The sequence below is a fragment of the Pseudomonas sp. H3_A02 genome (assembly GCF_054671965.1).
Genome location: NZ_CP162807.1, coordinates 861,132 through 877,974, shown reverse-complemented (window position 1 = coordinate 877,974; position 16,843 = coordinate 861,132). Strand labels below are relative to the sequence as shown.

Annotated in this window: 16 protein-coding genes; 9 read left to right on the top strand and 7 right to left on the bottom strand. The window is 60.7% G+C overall.

The window, feature by feature from the left end; translation table 11 throughout:
- The first annotated feature begins 62 nt into the window (after positions 1-62).
- Positions 63-1,607 carry a phosphoenolpyruvate carboxykinase gene (locus AB4N80_RS03735; RefSeq protein WP_122565193.1) on the top strand — a complete coding sequence of 515 codons (1,545 nt, stop codon included), beginning with the start codon at positions 63-65 and terminating at the stop codon, positions 1,605-1,607.
- Positions 1,608-1,744: 137 nt separating this feature from the next.
- Here AB4N80_RS03735 and AB4N80_RS03730 read toward each other — a convergent pair whose 3' ends face one another.
- Positions 1,745-2,107: a DUF1493 family protein gene (locus AB4N80_RS03730; protein ID WP_122565194.1), complete on the bottom strand. Its 363-nt coding sequence runs from the start codon at positions 2,105-2,107 to the stop codon at positions 1,745-1,747.
- A 188-nt stretch (positions 2,108-2,295) separates the two neighbouring features.
- Here AB4N80_RS03730 and AB4N80_RS03725 point away from each other — a divergent pair, with 188 nt between their 5' ends.
- Positions 2,296-3,507 carry a colicin E3/pyocin S6 family cytotoxin gene (locus AB4N80_RS03725; protein WP_460080747.1) on the top strand — a complete coding sequence of 404 codons (1,212 nt, stop codon included), beginning with the start codon at positions 2,296-2,298 and terminating at the stop codon, positions 3,505-3,507.
- Positions 3,504-3,731, top strand: coding sequence for a hypothetical protein (locus AB4N80_RS03720; RefSeq protein WP_305491511.1), 228 nt, complete (start codon positions 3,504-3,506; stop codon positions 3,729-3,731). The genes AB4N80_RS03725 and AB4N80_RS03720 overlap by 4 nt, the downstream gene beginning before the upstream one ends.
- Positions 3,732-3,836: 105 nt before the next feature.
- Here the strand turns inward: AB4N80_RS03720 and AB4N80_RS03715 are convergent, their stop codons facing one another.
- Complete coding sequence (locus AB4N80_RS03715; RefSeq protein WP_460080744.1) at positions 3,837-4,901, bottom strand: S8 family peptidase; 1,065 nt, start codon at positions 4,899-4,901, stop codon at positions 3,837-3,839.
- 256 nt (positions 4,902-5,157) lie between these two features.
- Here AB4N80_RS03715 and AB4N80_RS03710 point away from each other — a divergent pair, with 256 nt between their 5' ends.
- From AB4N80_RS03710 to AB4N80_RS03700, 3 genes are all read left to right on the top strand, one after another.
- On the top strand, positions 5,158-7,086 hold the full coding sequence (locus tag AB4N80_RS03710) for a RecQ family ATP-dependent DNA helicase (RefSeq protein ID WP_122565195.1): 1,929 nt from the start codon (positions 5,158-5,160) through the stop codon (positions 7,084-7,086).
- A gap of 107 nt (positions 7,087-7,193) precedes the next feature.
- Positions 7,194-8,420: a 3-hydroxyacyl-CoA dehydrogenase gene (locus tag AB4N80_RS03705; RefSeq protein WP_122565196.1), complete on the top strand. Its 1,227-nt coding sequence runs from the start codon at positions 7,194-7,196 to the stop codon at positions 8,418-8,420.
- A 45-nt stretch (positions 8,421-8,465) separates the two neighbouring features.
- Positions 8,466-8,885, top strand: a complete 420-nt coding sequence (locus AB4N80_RS03700) for an acyl-CoA thioesterase (protein WP_122565197.1) — start codon at positions 8,466-8,468, stop codon at positions 8,883-8,885.
- Between the two features lie 86 nt (positions 8,886-8,971).
- Here AB4N80_RS03700 and AB4N80_RS03695 read toward each other — a convergent pair whose 3' ends face one another.
- From AB4N80_RS03695 to AB4N80_RS03680, 4 genes are all read right to left on the bottom strand, one after another.
- Positions 8,972-9,454, bottom strand: a complete 483-nt coding sequence (locus AB4N80_RS03695) for a glycine zipper domain-containing protein (RefSeq protein WP_460080739.1) — start codon at positions 9,452-9,454, stop codon at positions 8,972-8,974.
- 344 nt (positions 9,455-9,798) lie between these two features.
- On the bottom strand, positions 9,799-12,147 hold the full coding sequence (locus AB4N80_RS03690; RefSeq protein WP_122565199.1) for an FdhF/YdeP family oxidoreductase: 2,349 nt from the start codon (positions 12,145-12,147) through the stop codon (positions 9,799-9,801).
- Positions 12,144-12,983, bottom strand: a complete 840-nt coding sequence (fdhD, locus tag AB4N80_RS03685) for a formate dehydrogenase accessory sulfurtransferase FdhD (protein WP_305469234.1) — start codon at positions 12,981-12,983, stop codon at positions 12,144-12,146. Before fdhD ends, AB4N80_RS03690 begins: the two co-directional genes overlap by 4 nt.
- Positions 12,984-13,076: 93 nt before the next feature.
- Positions 13,077-13,964 (bottom strand): LysR family transcriptional regulator, encoded by an 888-nt coding sequence (locus tag AB4N80_RS03680; RefSeq protein ID WP_122565201.1) that lies wholly within the window; start codon positions 13,962-13,964, stop codon positions 13,077-13,079.
- 132 nt (positions 13,965-14,096) lie between these two features.
- On the opposite strand from AB4N80_RS03680, the gene lysM reads away from it, so the two are divergent.
- A complete protein-coding gene (lysM, locus tag AB4N80_RS03675; protein ID WP_092330074.1) occupies positions 14,097-14,537 on the top strand; it encodes a peptidoglycan-binding protein LysM in 441 nt (146 codons plus the stop codon).
- Between the two features lie 150 nt (positions 14,538-14,687).
- Here lysM and yrfG read toward each other — a convergent pair whose 3' ends face one another.
- Entirely contained in the window at positions 14,688-15,350 is a 663-nt protein-coding gene (gene yrfG, locus AB4N80_RS03670) for a GMP/IMP nucleotidase (protein ID WP_122565202.1), read from the bottom strand.
- Between the two features lie 88 nt (positions 15,351-15,438).
- Here yrfG and nudE point away from each other — a divergent pair, with 88 nt between their 5' ends.
- Together nudE and cysQ are read left to right on the top strand one after the other, a co-directional pair.
- On the top strand, positions 15,439-16,005 hold the full coding sequence (gene nudE, locus AB4N80_RS03665; protein ID WP_214510973.1) for an ADP compounds hydrolase NudE: 567 nt from the start codon (positions 15,439-15,441) through the stop codon (positions 16,003-16,005).
- Positions 16,002-16,829, top strand: coding sequence for a 3'(2'),5'-bisphosphate nucleotidase CysQ (gene cysQ / locus AB4N80_RS03660; protein WP_460080732.1), 828 nt, complete (start codon positions 16,002-16,004; stop codon positions 16,827-16,829). The genes nudE and cysQ overlap by 4 nt, the downstream gene beginning before the upstream one ends.
- The last annotated feature ends 14 nt before the right edge of the window (positions 16,830-16,843 follow it).

Here is a 16,843-nt window from a genome sequence, read left to right as displayed (position 1 = left end):
AGTGCGCGACTTCCTACTACAAAACGTTTGGAGCACTCGGCCACGGGCCGACGGGGAATCTCATGACGCAAGCCAATAACGCCGTGTACACCGATCTGAGTGTCGATGAACTGGTCAAAGAAGCCCTGAATCGCGGTGAAGGCGAGCTTGCCGATACTGGCGCGCTGGTTGTTCGTACCGGTCATCGTACCGGTCGCTCGCCAGTCGACCGTTTCATTGTGGAAGAGCCAACCACCCAGGACGCCATCGCCTGGGGCCCGATCAACCGCAAGTTCCCGGCCGACAAATTCGATGCCCTGTGGAACCGCGTCGAAGCCTATCTGGGCGAGCGCGAGCGTTTTGTCTCCCACGTGCATGTAGGTTCCGATCCTGCGCACTACCTGCCGGTCAAGATGACCACCGAGACGGCGTGGCACAACCTGTTTGGCCGCTGCCTGTTCATCAACCCCGAGCAATACAACGCCGGCGGCAAGGACGAGTGGCAGATCCTCAACGCGCCGAATTTCGTTTGCGAGCCTGAGCGCGACGGCACCAACTCCGACGGCACCGTGATCATCAATTTCGCGGCCAAGAAAGTGCTGATCGCCGGCATGCGCTACGCCGGTGAAATGAAAAAAGCCCTGTTCTCCGTGCAGAACTTCCTGCTGCCAGCGGTTGACGTGCTGCCGATGCACTGCGCTGCCAACATGGGCGAAGAGGGCGACGTGACCCTGTTCTTCGGCCTGTCGGGCACCGGCAAGACCACCCTGTCCGCCGACGAAAGCCGTTACCTGATCGGTGACGACGAACACGGCTGGGGCGTGGGTGTAGTCTTCAACATCGAAGGTGGCTGCTACGCCAAGTGCATCGACCTGTCCGAGAAGAACGAGCCGGTTATCTGGAAGGCCATCCAGCATGGCGCCGTACTGGAAAACGTTGTCCTGGACCCGGTCACCAAGAAAGCCGACTACGCCGACGATAGCCTGACCCAGAACAGCCGCGCCGCCTACCCGCGTGAGCTGATCGAAAAACGTGCACCGAAGAACCTCGGTGGCGAGCCAAACGCCGTGATCTTCCTGACCTGCGACCTGACCGGCGTACTGCCGCCGGTGTCGATCCTCAGCGAAGAACAAGCCGCCTACCACTTCCTGTCCGGCTACACCGCACTGGTGGGCTCGACCGAAATGGGTTCGGGCAGCGGCATCAAGTCGACCTTCTCCACCTGCTTCGGCGCCCCGTTCTTCCCGCGTCCAGCCGGTGAGTACGCTGAGCTGCTGATCAAGCGCATCCGCGGTTTCGGCTCCAAGGTCTACCTGGTCAATACCGGTTGGACCGGCGGTGGCTACGGCGTTGGCAAGCGCTTCAACATCCCGACCACCCGTGCGGTGATCGCAGCCATCCAGAGCGGCGCGCTGATCGGTGCTGAAACCGAACACCTGGACATCATCAACCTGGACGTGCCACTGGCTGTTCCGGGCGTCGAGACTGGCCTGTTGAACCCACGCAACACCTGGGCCGACAAAGCTGCCTACGACGAAGCGGCCAAGGCACTGGCCGGTCTGTTCACCGAGAACTTCAAGAAGTTCGACGTGAGCGACGCGATCAAGGCTGCGGGTCCGCAGCTGTAAGGCTTGGTTGTTGAATGAAAAACCGCCCTTTATGGGCGGTTTTTTATGGGCGGTTAGTTATGTGTGCAGGGCTGGAAACTGCCATTATTCCAGCTGAAAATCGAGCCAGACAGCCAGAATAATGCCACTTAAGGTGCTCAAGTCACCTCATTCTCCTCCACTTCCCGCGTGTCCCATCTCTGCGCCTTGATTGCCTTGTAAAGCATGCCGATGGTCAGTGGCATCTTGTTCCCCCGGCCCTTGGCCCTGCGTTTTTGAAACACATCGAACCCTTCAGGTTGAAAATAGCGGTAGGCGTCGTAGTCGATGAGCTCGATGGCGAACCGTTCCTCCAATGCCTCCATCAAGTGGCGGGCATCCGCGCCATCGCAACCCAAGTCGAGATTGATCGCGGTGCCCAGGCGGATCGTCTTGCGCTCCGGTAGGCCGATCTCTTCGTGCAGCAGTTCCATGAGCTGGCGCATGGTGTGATCGTCGGGGAAGTCTGGGGCGAGGTGCATGGCGAGGGTTCCGGGGTATTGGTGCGTGTCCGTCTGGAGGGAAAGTTTAGGGGGAAATCGTTGCTCATTGGAAAAGAAGAAAGATCTCACAGCCGTCTAGGAACCGTCTGCTGAGTAAACCTTTAGTCGCCCGGTAAGGTTTGCCACGCCCTTTCAATGGGTTAAAGACGACCGAGCAAGGGCGAAGCATGACAAAAGGAAAGACTGGTGTTCCGCAGGTCTGGGAGCATTACGGTGGTGATCGGGGCTACAGGATCCTGCGGGACATGACCCCGAGTGAACTGGAGAAAAGAGACGCCGATCAACAGGCCTATGAGGACATGCTCGCCAGGCAAGCGGCGTACATGAGCAAGCGTCTGGTCCAGGTTCGCGAAGCGCCACCTTCAGACTTGAAGGGCTGCGTATTTGCCAAGTCCTGCAAGCTGCCTGATTCGGTGATCGACTACCACAACCCGACCGGTTATATCCCGACTGAAGCCCTGAGGGAGTACGGCCAATTTACCTTGTTGGGTGGGCGTCAGACCGACGACTCAGAGCAAATTCAACTTAAGCGCATCAGCGGGTCGTTGCCGGCAAGCTTCGGCACGTTTGCCTTGGGTAGGACGATGCCGGCCGGCTATAGTGCGGCGGCCGGGGCTGCTGGCGCGGTCACGGCGCCGGTGGCGGCGGGTGTACTGATCGGCCTGGTGGGATTGCTGATGCCCACCAACCTAGGTGACGGTTCGTTGTACACCGAAGAGCAACTGCGCTCCTTGGAGCAGGCTCGTACGCGGGTTCGGTTGCATGTCGAAACCCAGGCTGATGGCACGCTCAAGGGATACGGCTACAACACCCAGACGCGACGTGAGTGGGAAATGATTCCCGTCGTGACGTTCCAGGCTCGCGGCGATCAGCAAGTGGCGGACTTTGGCGATGGGGTGGAGTTGATCTGGACGCCGGCGATCGACCCTTCCGCGACGTTGGGCATCCCAGCGCTGGAGGCCGCGCCACAGGCTCCCCATATCTGGATTTTTCCGCCAACGCTTGCGGCGGACAGCATCATCGTAAACCCGATTTATCCACCTGAGTACAAGGATTTCATTCTTGTGTTTCCGGCGGATTCTGGGGTTTCGCCGTTATATGTCGTGTATGGCGCTTCTGATCACAAATATTACCCGACTCCGAAAGGTGTACTTCCTGCGTTCCCTGACCTCGTTCGCGGTCGGTCAAAAACTCCCGTACAAGGAGGTGGAGGATTACGTCCACGTTGGCACGATCGGAAAGGAAATATTTATGAGTGGGACCGGCAGCATGGAGCCCTTGAAAAGTACAACCCGCGTGGAAAACATTTAGGTGAGTTTAATCACATCACGGGCGAACAGACCAAAAAAGCAGATAAGACGAGGGAGGTAGAGCCATGAGCTTTGCTGTATTGGGATTTTATCCCGGCAAGGACGAATTGGTATTTGAGCAGAGCATCAACCTGTCAGCAGAAGACTTGAGGCCTGTGATGCATTGGACTAACAACACTGATCATGTCGGTGCTGACTTCAGGCTTTCTACGAAACAAATTATTGAAATTGGGCGTTTGGCGTCATTTGCTTTTCCCGAAGAGCTTGATCTTTATTTAACGTCGACCGACTGACCAGGCTCGACGGCGAACCTTAACAACCTGCCCGGATTTGTATTGCCTCCTGGCAGGGCCTAGGGGGCTTCTGCCTGTATCACCCCCCCAATCACATGCAAAGACTCAGTCAACCATTGTCCCAGGAGCTCGCCGCGAAGCCGCCTCAAGGTCCATCAACCCTCGGCCATAGGCTTCGCTGTTGGCGTAGATACCTGTGCGGTTGGTTGTCGCCAGCAGGTGTTCGCGCACTTGCTGTGGGCTGAGTTGTGGATAGCGGCTTTGCAGGGCCGCCAAGGCGCCACTGACCAAGGCTGCGGCCGGGGAGGTGCCGGCGGTGTGTACGTAGCGGCCATCCTTGCCCACCGTGAGCAAGCCGGCTTGTACGCCGGCATCACCGCCGGGTACGGCGATGCACCAGGCGGCCGCGACGCCGCAATAATTGGATTTCGCGTTAATGGCACTGCCGTCGTTTTTCAATGCGACGACCGCGATCCAGCCTTTTTCCAGTTCAGGCAAGGCCAGCGGTAAGCCTGGTTCGGCCAGGGGCTCTCGCTTGATTTCGTTGCCGGTCGGGAAGACAAACACTGCGCCGTCCGCGACTAGCTTTCGGGCAACGGCCAGGGCGTCGGGCATCACCTGGTTGTAGCGCGCCTCGTTGATTTCGGTGGCGGGGATGGCGTTGGCCCACGAGTTGTTGAACAGGCGGGCGCCCTTGTCGAAGCCGCTTTGCCAGGACTGCGCGATCTCGCTGTCGAAAAAGAAGGGTTCGTTGTCATCGCCAAAGCGAAAAGGGATCAGCCGGGCATTGAACGCGATGCCGTGTATGCCCTGGTCGTCCTTGTTGGCGGCGAGTATGCCGGCCATTTGCGTGCCATGACCAACGCGGTCAACCGTGCCGGGACGGTTCTCGACGTAATCGAATCCCGGATCACTCAGCCGGCCTTCGAACTCCTTCAGGCCGGTGCTGAGCCCTGAGTCGATCAGCGCCACGGTCACGTCCTGGCCCGTGCCGCCGCGTGCATACAACGCCGAAGCCTTGACCACGGCCAAGCCTCGTTGCGCGTGATATTCCGGGGTTTCGAACACCGCCGGTTCTACGCCGGGTCGTTCGGGAATGGACAGGCAACCGACCAGTAGTGAGGCCGAGGTTATCGCCAGGGCGCGCAGCGCGGAAATTGGGTATGGCATCGTTCGTTCCTTGAACATCGTCTTGAGCACCAGGCCTCCTGGCCTCGATGTAATGCATGAGTTGGACGCGAACCTTAACCTGCAAACGGAAGGGGAACGAGGCATCAAAGTGCCCGGGTTTGTATCACTTCGTGGCAGGGCGCAAGGACGCCGAGGCTGTATCATCCGGTATCGTTTTTGACCCCGACCTTTTCTCGACTCGCTGCGTTGTCCCGCTAGGCTTTGGGCATCGCAGCAGTCAAAGGAGCGACCGCGCATGCACAGCACCCTGGAACAGGTTTTCGGTTATCCACAGTTTCGTCCCGGTCAGGAGGCGGCCATTGGCGCTGTACTGGCCGGTCGGTCGGCGGCGGCCATCTTCCCCACCGGCTCGGGCAAGTCCCTGTGTTATCAATTGCCAGCCTTACTCCTGCCGCACCTGACCCTGGTGGTTTCGCCACTGCTGGCGTTGATGCAGGACCAGTTGGCGTTCCTCAAGCGCCACGGCATCGCGGCGGCCAGTATCGATTCGGCCCAGAGCCGTGACGAAACCAACGACGCCATGGCGCGGGCCCGTTCGGGTGAGCTGAAAATCCTGATGATTTCCGTGGAGCGCCTGAAGAACGAGCGTTTTCGCAATTTCCTGCAGCAGGTGCCGATCTCGTTGTTGGTGGTGGACGAGGCCCACTGTATTTCGGAATGGGGGCATAACTTCCGACCTGACTACCTCAAGCTCCCCGATTACCAGCACCAGTTCAACATTCCCCAGGTATTGCTGCTGACGGCTACCGCGACACCCAAGGTCATCGCCGACATGCAGGCGAAATTCGCCATTGCCGCCGCCGATGTGGTGACGACCGGCTTCTACCGACCGAACCTCAATCTGCTGGTCGAGCCCGTGCGGGGTGCCGATAAGCGCGAACGGCTGGTGCAGTGGTTGGGCGAGCGTACCGGGCAGCCGAGCATCGTCTACGTCACCTTGCAGCGAACCGCCGAGCAGATCGCCGAACACCTGGGCCGGCACGGTATCGAGGCCGAGGCCTATCACGCCGGTTTGCCCCATGACCAACGTGAAGCCATCCAGCGGCGATTCATGGGTGGGCAATCCAATTGCATCGTCGCGACCATCGCTTTCGGCATGGGCATCGACAAGAGCGACATTCGCAACGTCGTGCACTTCGACCTGCCCAAGTCCATCGAAAACTACAGCCAGGAGATCGGCCGTGCCGGACGGGATGGGCAGCCGTCCGATTGCCTAGTGCTGGCCAACCGCGACAGCCTCAATGTGCTGGAAAATTTTGTGTATGGCGATACGCCGGAGCTTGCAGGCATTCGTTGCGTGCTCGATGAACTGAAGGCTGCCGCCGCCGATGGGCAATGGGAGTTCTTGCTGGGCCCGCTGGCGGATCAGAGCAACGTCCGGCAATTGCCGCTCAAGACGTTGTTGGTCCAGTTGGAGTTGCGCCGGTTGATCGCGCCGCGCTATGCCTATTTCGCGGAGTATCGCTTCAAGTACCTGACCGAGCCGCACGAGCTGCTGGAGCGCTTCGAAGGTGAGCGAAGGGACTTTGTCGCGGCCATCATCCAGACCTCCAGTCGCGCCCGGGCCTGGGCCACGGTGGATTTCGATGGGATGTACCAGCAGTATCATGCTGAGCGTAATCGCGTGGTCAAGGCGCTGGATTATTTCCAGGAAAAAGGCTGGATCGAGCTGGAAAGCAAGCAGATGACCGAGGTGTACAGCGTGCTGGAAGCGGACCTGGATGTGCCGGTCTTGAGCGCCGAGCTACATGCTTATTTCTCTCGGCATGAACAGGGTGAAATCGCGCGGATCCACGCCATGCTCGAATTGTTCGCCACCGACCGTTGCCTGGGTCATCGCTTGGCGCAGTATTTCGGTGACGACAATGCGCCACGCCCGTGTGGCCATTGTTCGGTGTGCCATGGGCATGTCGCTCGCCTGCCGGAGCCGCCTGCGTTGCCGGCGCTTGTGGATAAAAATTTCGAGGCGCTGTGTGGCGACTTTATCCACAAGCATGAGCAGCACAGCGGCAGCGTGCCGTCTGCCGAGCGCCTGACTCGCTTCCTGTGCGGGATCAGCGTGCCGCTGTTTACCCGATTGAAGGCGCGGAAGATCCCTGGGTATGCCGCACTGGAAGCGTATCCATACGCTGAGGTTCGCCAATGGGCCCAAGCGCACCTGTGAGCTGCATCCATCCGCTGAATGCCCCTCATCACACGAATAAATTTCAAAAACATTCGGCGGCTGACTAAGGTGAAGGCTGTCTTCGGATCGCCAATAAGAGAGCCAACATGAGCCAGACACCTTTCGATATTCAGCGCGCCGCGGTGGTCGGTGCAGGCACCATGGGGCGGGGCATCGTGATGTGCCTGGCCAACGCCGGCGTGGCGGTGCAGTGGGTCGACAACAATCCGCAGATGCTCGAGCAGGCACTGGTCGCCGTGGCCGAGACCTATGCCCATGGCGTACGCCAGGGCCGTATCGACCAGGGTGAGGCCGATGCGCGGATCGTCCGGGTGACACGGGCGGATGATTATGCGGCGATCCGTGACGTGGATCTGGTGATCGAAGCGGTCTACGAAAACCTGGAACTCAAACAGAAAATCTTTCGCGAGCTGGACGGCCTGCTCAAGCCCGAGGCCATCCTGGCGAGCAACACGTCGGCGCTGGACATCGATGCCATCGCCGCCGTCACGCGCAGGCCAGCTCAGGTTCTGGGCCTGCATTTCTTCAGCCCGGCGCACATCATGAAGCTGCTGGAGATCGTTCGCGGCGCACACACCTCCAAAGCGGTGCTGGATGCGGCCCTGGTGCTGGGCAAGCGCATGGGTAAGGTCAGCGTGATATCGGGCAACTGCCATGGCTTCATCGGCAACCGGATGCTTCATCCTTATGTGTTGGAAGCGCGCAAGATGCTGCTGGAGGGGGCGTTCCCCCATCAGGTGGATGCGGCGTTGCAAGGTTTCGGCTTCGCCATGGGGCCGTTTCGCATGTACGACGTCGTGGGCATCGACCTGGAGTGGCGCGCCCGTGAGTTGGCGGGCCAGGGCCAGGATGCGCCCGAGGTGCAGGTGGACAATCGTTTGTGCGAGCTGGGACGGTTCGGCCAGAAAAGCGGCAATGGGTATTATCACTACGAACCGGGTAGTCGACAGGCCGAGCATGATGTCGAGGTCGATGCGCTGGTGCTGCGGGTCAGTGAAACGCTGGGTTTCCAGCGACGCGAGATCGGCCCGGAGGAAATCCTTGAGCGCTGCTTGCTGGCGTTGGTCAACGAGGGGGCGAAGATCCTGCAGGAAGGCATTGCCGAGTCGGCCCACGATATCGACCTGGTCTACCTCAACGGCTACGGCTTCCCTGCGGACAAGGGCGGGCCGATGGCCTGGGCTGACGGGCAGGGGTTGGAAGCCATCCACGCACGCCTGCTGGCGCTTGAAACGAAGCAGGGCGACCAGTGGAAGCCCGCGCGGCTGATCGGCGAGCTGGCGGCGCAGGGCAAGGGATTCGCGCAGGCCTAAGGCCTGGCCACGCTAAGATCATTGAACAACCGTAAAGGACACCTGATGCCCCAACGCAACGAATACCCACACCTGCAGCCCATCACCACGCGCTGGCACGACAACGATGTGTACGGTCACGTCAACAACGTTACCTACTACAGCTTTTTCGATACCGCTGTGAATACCTACCTGATCGAAGTCGGCGGCCTGGATATCCATGATGGAGACGTGGTGGGGTTCGTGGTGAGTTCGGCCTGCGACTACTTCGCCTCGATCGCCTTTCCGGACCGGATTGAAATCGGCCTGCGGGTCGGCAAGCTGGGCAGCAGTTCGGTGCAGTATGAGCTGGCGGTGTTCAAGGCGGGCGAGGAGGAGGCTTGCGCGGCGGGGCGTTTTGTTCACGTATTCGTGGATCGGGCAACGAATCGGCCGGTGGCGATTCCGGATCGGCTGCGCGGGGCATTGGAGCAGTTGGTGGTCTGAAACGAAAAATCGCAGCCTTCGGTCAGACTCTGGGAAGAGCTGCCGTAGGCTGCGATCTTTTACCGGCGGGTAGTTAAAGCCAGCGGTCAGTCATCGTGATAGCGATGCTTATGCTTGTGCTTGCGATGCCCATAGGCATGGCCGCGACCCGGATGGCCGTCGCGATAGTAGCGACGATCACCACGGCGACCTTCATAACGATCGTCGTCATCGTCCTTGCCCATGTAGTTACCCAGGGCGCCACCGGCACCACCGCCCGCTGCCGCACCGATCAGGCTGCCGGTGTTGCCACCGACGCTACGGCCGACCACGTTACCGCCGGCTGCGCCCAGTGCGCCGCCGATCGCCGCTTCGCCGCGGCTGTGTTTGTCTGCACCGACCGCACTACCGCCCGCACCGCCCAGCGCCGCGCCGATAGTGGACCCGGTGTTGCCGCCCAGGGACTGGCCGACGACCGAACCCAAAACCCCGCCCAATGCGCCGCCTACACCTGCTTCGGCAGTACCACCGGCAGAAGCGATGCCACTGGCCAGGCTAAGGGACAACAAGAGAATGGAGGAGAACTTCATAGAGGAGCCTCAAAGGGATGACGGCGCGATCCTGAGGCTGGCTTCGCTTGGTTACAATCGAAATCCGACGAGTAACACGACTTGTGCACAATTCTCTAAGTTATTGTTTTTCGGCGGGAACTTAAGGCAAATCGGCCGGTCTTTAGTTACTTCAGATGGGCCGTTTTCTATGGAAAACGGCCTTTTTTGTGGGCGTTCGAAAAGTACGATGATGGGAGCAACACTGTGTGGGAGCAAAGCTTGCTCGCGACACAGGCGACTCTATTTCTGCAAGACCGCATCGCTTTCATCGCGGGCAAGCCTTGCTCCCACACAACCCAATCTCCTCGCCATGGAACTGTGTGTCAGGCCGACTTGGCCAGGATCAGTCCATTCTCGCTTGCCGCTTCCAGGCGGATCGCAACGAATTTCGAGGTCGGGGTGTGGCTGCCGTCGCCCGTGCTTTCCAGTGGCACCAACGGGTTCACTTCAGGGTAGTAGGCCGCAGCCTGCCCGGCCGGAATGTCAAACGCCAGCAGGGTAAAGCCCTTGACCCGACGTTCGCGACCGTCATCCCAGAGCGAGACGATGTCGGCTTTCTGCCCCGGCTTGAAGCCCAGGCGAATGATGTCCGCTTCGTTGGCGAACAACACGTCACGCTGGCCCTTGACGCCGCGATAGCGGTCATCAAGACCATAGATGGTGGTGTTGTACTGATCGTGGGACCGCATGGATTGCATGATCAGATCGGGCAACTGGCCGGTGGCACGGGTGCGTTCATGCACGAGGTCGGTCGGCAGCAGGTTGGGCTTGAAGTTGGCGCGGCCTGACGGGGTGTTCCAGCGTCGCGAACCGGCGCTGTTGCCCAGATAGAATCCACCGGGGTTCTTCAGCTTTTCGTTGAAGTCCTTGAAGCCGGGTATGGTATCGGCGATCAGGTCGCGGATGCGACTGTAGTCGGCCACCAGCCAGTTCCAGTCCACCGGGCGGCTACCCAGCGTGGCGGCGGCGATGCCGGCGATGATCCACGGTTCGGAGCGCATCTGGTTCGACAGCGGCTGCAACTGGCCGTTGGAAGCATGCACCATGCTGAAGGAGTCCTCCACGGTCACTGCTTGCGCACCTTCGGTTTGCAGGTCGATGTCGGTGCGGCCCAGGCACGGCAGGATCAGCGCGTCCTTGCCGTGCGCCAGGTGGCTGCGATTGAGCTTGGTGCTGATCTGCACCGTCAGGTCGCAATTGGCCAAGGCCTGGAACGTCCGATGGCTGTCCGGCGTGGCTTGGGCGAAGTTGCCGCCCAGGGCGATGAACACCTTCGCCTGGCCGTCGGCCATGGCGTGGATCGCCTCGACCACGTTGTGGCCGTTTTCCCGCGGTACCTTGAAATGGAAGCGCCGCTCCAGCGCGTCGAGGAATGCCGCTGGTGGACGTTCGTTGATGCCCATGGTCCGGTCGCCCTGCACGTTGCTGTGGCCGCGAACCGGGCACAGGCCTGCGCCTGGCCGGCCAATGTTGCCGCGCAGCATCATCACGTTGGCGATTTCCTGGATGGTCGCCACCGAATGACGGTGCTGGGTGATGCCCATCGCCCAGCACATGATCACGTTCTCGCTTTTGGCGTACATGCGCGCCGCCTGCTCGATTTCGACCAGGGTCAAGCCCGATTGCTCGACGATCTGTTCCCACGGCGTATCGTCGACCGCCGCCAGGTAATCCAGCACGTTGGTGCTGTGCTCATTGAGGAACGCGTGGTCGAACACCGCCGCAGCGCCAGTGTTCTGCGCCTCACGTTCCCATTGCAGCAGGAACTTCGCCATGCCGCGCAAGATCGCCATGTCACCGCCCAGGGCGGGGCGGAAATACGCGGTGTTGGTCGGCTTATCACCGTTGGTAAGCATTTCAAGCGGATGCTGTGGATGCTGGAAACGCTCCAGGCCACGCTCCTTGAGCGGGTTGATGCACACCACCTGGGCGCCGCGTTTCACGGCCTCGCGCAGTGGTTCGAGCATCCGCGGATGGTTGGTGCCAGGGTTCTGGCCCCAGACGAAAATCGCGTCGGCGTGTTCGAAGTCGTCGAACGTCACCGTGCCCTTGCCCACGCCCACGCTCTGGGCCAGTGCTACGCCGCTGGCTTCGTGGCACATGTTCGAGCAGTCGGGAAAGTTGTTGGTGCCATAGGCGCGCACGAACAGTTGATACAGGTAGGCCGCTTCGTTGCTGGCCCGGCCCGAGGTGTAGAACTCGGCCTGGTTGGGGCTGGACAGCCCTTGCAGGTGCTTGCCGATCAGGGCGAACGCCGCTTCCCAACTGATGGGCTTGTAGCGGTCAGTTTCGGCGTCGTAGCGCATTGGCTCGGTGAGACGACCCTGGTACTCGAGCCAGTAGTCGCTCTGCTCCAGCAGCGAGGTCACGCTGTGCTTGGCGAAAAATGCACCATCGACGCGGCGTTTGGTGGCTTCCCAGTTCACGGCCTTGGCGCCGTTCTCGCAGAACTTGACCATGCCGCTTTCCGGAGAGTCACCCCAAGCGCAGCCGGGGCAGTCAAAACCGCCATTCTGGTTGGTCTTGAGCATCATGCGGATGTTTTTCAGCGCGTTGTCGCTGGTCAACCAGGCCTGAGCGACACTGATCAGCGCACCCCAACCACCAGCGGGGCCCTTGTAGGGCTTGTAGCGTGGTACGGGTTTCTGGTCGGCTTGTTGATGATTGCTCACGCTTGTTTCTCCATCGCAGGGCTGTAGACCCGCGGCGCACTTTTTTGCGGCAGGTGGATGAGGTTGAGGTTGTGTTGGCGGGCCCACTGCACGGCGAGGCCCGTGGGCGACGACAGGCTGACCAGGGTCTGGATGCCGGCGCGCAGTACTTTCTGGATCAGTTCGAGGCTGCAGCGGCTGGTGACGATCGCCACGCCACCGGCCACCGGGACCTGTTGCCGGATCAACGCGCCGATCAGCTTGTCGAGAGCGTTGTGCCGGCCGATGTCTTCGCGGCCCAGCAGTAATTCACCCTGGGCGTTCATGAACAGCGCCGCATGCACTGCGCCGCAATGTTGGCCCAGGGGCTGGAACTGGCTGATACGGTCACGCAGGCCATCGAGCCATTGCGCCGCAGGCAGTGGTGCGCCGGGTAGCACCTTGAGGTTTGGCAAGGCCTGTTCCACCGCTTCCACGCCGCACAATCCGCAGCCACTGGTGCCCGCCAACTGTCGGCGTTGCTGCTTGAGGTTCCAGAAGGCGCGGTTGGCGATGGTCACCTGGGCATAGTGCGCGGCACCCGTGCCGCTCAGTTGCAGGTCATAGATATCCGCTGAATCTTCGATGATGCCACTGCCAAGACTGAAGCCGACGATGAAGTCTTCAAGGTCGGTGGGGGTGACCAGCATGACCGCCTGGCTGATGCCGTTATAGGCAATCGCCAGCGCCACTTCCTCGGCCAGCGCGGTGCTGTCCGATTGAGAGTGGTCCAGATTGCAGTAGCGATAGCTCTGGCTGGCGACCGGCGTGGATGTTTCCATCGCGGGCGCTGGACTGACCGGAGGCTTGTCGTTCATAGGCATCACTGAAAGTAGGAATAGTGTTAAGACTAAATGCGGCAATCTGCCACGTCTAATCGCTATTACTGATCTTCCAATAGATGACGTCGATCAAGAAGCTGTCGGTGATTTCTGATAGAGGGCGAAACAGGCCTCCGCCAACGCCGAGCGGGGGGCGCCGCGGCGCATGATCAGGCCCAGCGGGACAAGCGTCTGGGCGCTTTCAATAGGCTGGATGCGCAAGTCTTCGGTCAAGACGTCCAGGCCGCTGTCCAGGGGCATCACCGCGCAACACAGCCCGCCGTGCACAGCTTGTAACAATTGATGCACCGCGTCGGTTTGCAACAGCGGTAGGGGCGTCAGACCTCGGCTGTGGAAGTTGTGGTCGATGGACTGGCGAAAATGCATGCCGCTGGTGAGCATGCCCAGAGGCAGTTCGATCAGGGCTTCCCAGCTCAGCGGTTGTTCACCGAAAAAGAAAAACCGCTGGTCGTAAAGCAGGCCCATGCGGGTGGGGCTGAAGGGCAGGGCCTCGAAGCGTTCGTTGTCCAGGCGTTCCAGGTAGGAAACCCCCAGGTCGATGCGGTTGTTCGCCAACTGTTCGAGGATGCGTTCGGAGCTCAGGGACGACAATTCGAAACGCAGGCTGGGGTGCTCGGCGTGCAAGCGCTGCATCATCGCCAGCGGGTCGAAGTCCGACAACGGCACCACGCCCAGACGCAGCGTACCCACCAGGTTGCCCCGACAGGCTGCCGCTTCGGCCTGCAGCCCGTCATAGGCCGCCAGCACCGTGCGCGCCCAGGCCAGTACCCGTTCCCCCGGCGCGGTGAAACCTTCAAAGCGCTGGCCGCGGTTGACCAGCGGCAGGTCGAGTTCTTCTTCAAGGCTGCGCAGTCGCATCGACAGGGTCGGCTGGGTGATATGGCAGCGTGCGGCGGCCTGGCCGAAGTGACGGGTTTCGTCCAGCGCGATGAGAAATTTCAGCTGCTTGATGTCCATCTTCGCTCCAGGGCGCGGGAAGGTTCGGATTCTAGCGCTTGCGCGTGGCGGGGTCATTGGTCGGCTGGGAACCGGGTTCGTTTCGCCTGGTCTAGTCTTTGCGTCTGGACACTTAATCAAGGAGCGTGTGCCATGAGTATCTTTAGCTTTGTGAAGGAAGCCGGTGAAAAGCTGATCGACCTGCTGACCCCCGGTAATGCCAATGCCAGCGAACAACTGAAAGAGCATATTGAAAAGGTCGGCCTGGGTAATCCGAATGTCCAGGCGACCGTCGAAGGCGACAAAGTCATCGTCACGGGTGAAGTGGCGAGCCAGGAAGAGAAGGAAAAGATCCTGTTGGCGGTGGGCAACATCGCCGGTGTCGGCAGTGTCGACGACCAGATCACCGTGACCGGCCCAGTAGCAAAAGCAGCGCGCTTCGTGACCGTGAAGAAAGGCGACACACTCAGCGCCATCTCCAAGGCCGAGTACGGCGACGCGAACAAGTACAACAAGATCTTCGAGGCCAACAAACCGATGCTGTCGCACCCGGACAAGATCTACCCGGGGCAGGTGTTGCGTATCCCTGAGTAACCGGCCCCCTGTGGCGAGGGGATTTATCCCCGCTGGGCTGCGCAGCAGCCCTAAAGCAGTGAACTCAATCTTCCTTGCATGCCGAGTTGGCTGGTTGGGGGCCGCTTCGCGGCCCAGCGGGGATAAATCCCCTCGCCACATTAGAGCCTGTCAAAGCCCTTCGATCAGGACTCGATAATCCCCCAACGCCTCGAACTCCCCCGTGTCCTTCGGCCCCTTGCGACTGTCCGGCTCGCTCACGGCCAGCAGGTGCGCCACGCCGAAGTCCCTGGCGCTGCGCAACACCGGCAACGTATCGTCGATGAACAGGCTGCGGGCCGGGTCGAAATTCAGGTCGGCTTGCAGCGCGTCCCAGAATTGCGGGTTTTCCTTGGGGAAGCCGTAGTCGTGGGAACTGATCAAGCGTTCGAAGTAGGGGGCCAGTTCGATGCGTTCCAGCTTCAAGGACAACGAATCGCGGTGGGCGTTGGTGATCATCACCACCCGTTTGCCGGCCTGTTTGATCGCCGCCAGGAACGTATCGGCGTCCGGGCGCAAGGCGATCAGGTGCGCGGTTTCCAACTTCAGTTCGCGCACCGGCAGTTTCAGCTCAGTGCTCCAGAAATCCAGGCAATACCATTGCAACTGGCCGGCGTTGCGCTCGAACAGCGGCTGTAGCTCCATCTCGGCCATCGCCCGGCTCACGCCATGCAGTTCGGCGTAGCGCTGGGGCAGGTGTTCGAGCCAGAAATGGTTGTCGTAATGCAGGTCCAGCAGGGTGCCGTCCATGTCCAGCAGAACCGTATCGATCTCATGCCAGGGCAACAAGGCCATAAAACTTCTCCAGCGGTAATCGGATATCCGACACAAACAATCAGAATAGGCCGGGTATAGTAGCCCGCTATCGCCCAGGGAGCCGTTTATGCGCCAGAAACCCACCATACTCGATCGCCGGATCGTCGCTACCAGCCGCCTGTTCTGCGTGGAAGAACTGAAATTGCGGTTTTCCAACGGTGTGGAGCGCACTTATGAGCGTCTGGCGAGCAAGGGTGCAGGCTACGGCGCGGTGATGATCGTGGCGATGCTCGACGCCGATCACGCAGTGCTGGTGGAAGAATATTGCGGCGGCACCGATGCCTACGAATTGTCCCTGCCCAAGGGCTTGATCGAGCCGGGGGAAGATGTGCTGGCGGCGGCCGAGCGGGAGCTCAAGGAAGAAGCCGGTTTCGGTGCGCGACAGTTGGAACACCTGACCGAGTTGTCGCTGTCCCCTGGCTACATGAGCCAGAAGATCCAGGTGGTGCTGGCCACCGATCTGTATGAAGAACGGCTGGAGGGCGACGAGCCCGAGCCGATGCGCGTGGACAAGGTCAACCTGCGTGAGCTCTCGGCCCTGGCGCAGAACCCGCAGTTCACCGAGGGCCGTGCCTTGGCGGCGCTGTACCTGGCCCGTGACCTGCTGACCCAGCGTGGAGCGTTCCTGTCATGACATTTCCTCATTCGCTGATGGCCCCGGTGGTCGAGCTGGCGCTCAAGGCCGGCGACGCGATCCTGCCGTTCTGGCGCGCCAACGTGCAGGTCAACCATAAGGCCGACGAGTCGCCGGTGACTGCCGCAGATATGGCGGCTCATGATGTGATCGTGGCCGGGCTGACGGCGCTGGCCCCGGATATTCCCATCCTTTCCGAAGAAGACGCCGATATTGCCCAAAGCGTACGCGCCGGCTGGCAACGCTGGTGGTTGGTGGACCCATTGGATGGCACCAAGGAATTCATTTCCGGCAGCGAAGAGTTCACTGTCAACATTGCCTTGGTGGAACAGGGGCGCGTGGTGTTCGGCGTGGTGTCGATGCCCACCAATGGTCGCTTTTACGTGGGCGGCGCAGGGCTGGGTGCCTGGCGTGGTGACAAGGGCGGTGTGCCTTTGCCGATCGCGGTTCGTGATGTATTGGCGCCGGGCGAGGCGTTCACCGTGGTCGCCAGTCGCCGGCACACCAGCCCTGAGCAGGAGCGCCTGCTGGAGGGCTTGAGTGGGAGTCTGGGCGAACTGCAACTGACCAGTATCGGCAGTTCGTTGAAGTTTTGCCTGCTGGCCGAAGGCGCGGCGGATTGTTATCCCCGGCTGGCGCCGACCTCCCAGTGGGACACGGCCGCTGCCCAGGGCGTATTGGAAGGCGCGGGTGGCGAGGTGTTGGACTTGAGCGGTGAGCCGTTCTGTTATCCACCGCGTGAGTCGCTGTTGAATGCGTCGTTCCTGGCGTTGCCGGCGAAAGCGGCGTGGCGTGGGAAGTTGTTGGAGCTTGCTCGCTCCTGAGCCCGGCTCGATCC

Coding starts and splice junctions, on each gene's coding strand:
- AB4N80_RS03735 (WP_122565193.1), top strand. CDS start 63: ATGACGCAAGCCAATAACGCCGTGTACACCGATCTGAGTGTCGATGAA.
- AB4N80_RS03730 (WP_122565194.1), bottom strand. CDS start 2,107: ATGCACCTCGCCCCAGACTTCCCCGACGATCACACCATGCGCCAGCTC.
- AB4N80_RS03725 (WP_460080747.1), top strand. CDS start 2,296: ATGACAAAAGGAAAGACTGGTGTTCCGCAGGTCTGGGAGCATTACGGT.
- AB4N80_RS03720 (WP_305491511.1), top strand. CDS start 3,504: ATGAGCTTTGCTGTATTGGGATTTTATCCCGGCAAGGACGAATTGGTA.
- AB4N80_RS03715 (WP_460080744.1), bottom strand. CDS start 4,901: ATGCCATACCCAATTTCCGCGCTGCGCGCCCTGGCGATAACCTCGGCC.
- AB4N80_RS03710 (WP_122565195.1), top strand. CDS start 5,158: ATGCACAGCACCCTGGAACAGGTTTTCGGTTATCCACAGTTTCGTCCC.
- AB4N80_RS03705 (WP_122565196.1), top strand. CDS start 7,194: ATGAGCCAGACACCTTTCGATATTCAGCGCGCCGCGGTGGTCGGTGCA.
- AB4N80_RS03700 (WP_122565197.1), top strand. CDS start 8,466: ATGCCCCAACGCAACGAATACCCACACCTGCAGCCCATCACCACGCGC.
- AB4N80_RS03695 (WP_460080739.1), bottom strand. CDS start 9,454: ATGAAGTTCTCCTCCATTCTCTTGTTGTCCCTTAGCCTGGCCAGTGGC.
- fdhD (WP_305469234.1), bottom strand. CDS start 12,983: ATGAACGACAAGCCTCCGGTCAGTCCAGCGCCCGCGATGGAAACATCC.
- AB4N80_RS03680 (WP_122565201.1), bottom strand. CDS start 13,964: ATGGACATCAAGCAGCTGAAATTTCTCATCGCGCTGGACGAAACCCGT.
- lysM (WP_092330074.1), top strand. CDS start 14,097: ATGAGTATCTTTAGCTTTGTGAAGGAAGCCGGTGAAAAGCTGATCGAC.
- yrfG (WP_122565202.1), bottom strand. CDS start 15,350: ATGGCCTTGTTGCCCTGGCATGAGATCGATACGGTTCTGCTGGACATG.
- nudE (WP_214510973.1), top strand. CDS start 15,439: ATGCGCCAGAAACCCACCATACTCGATCGCCGGATCGTCGCTACCAGC.
- cysQ (WP_460080732.1), top strand. CDS start 16,002: ATGACATTTCCTCATTCGCTGATGGCCCCGGTGGTCGAGCTGGCGCTC.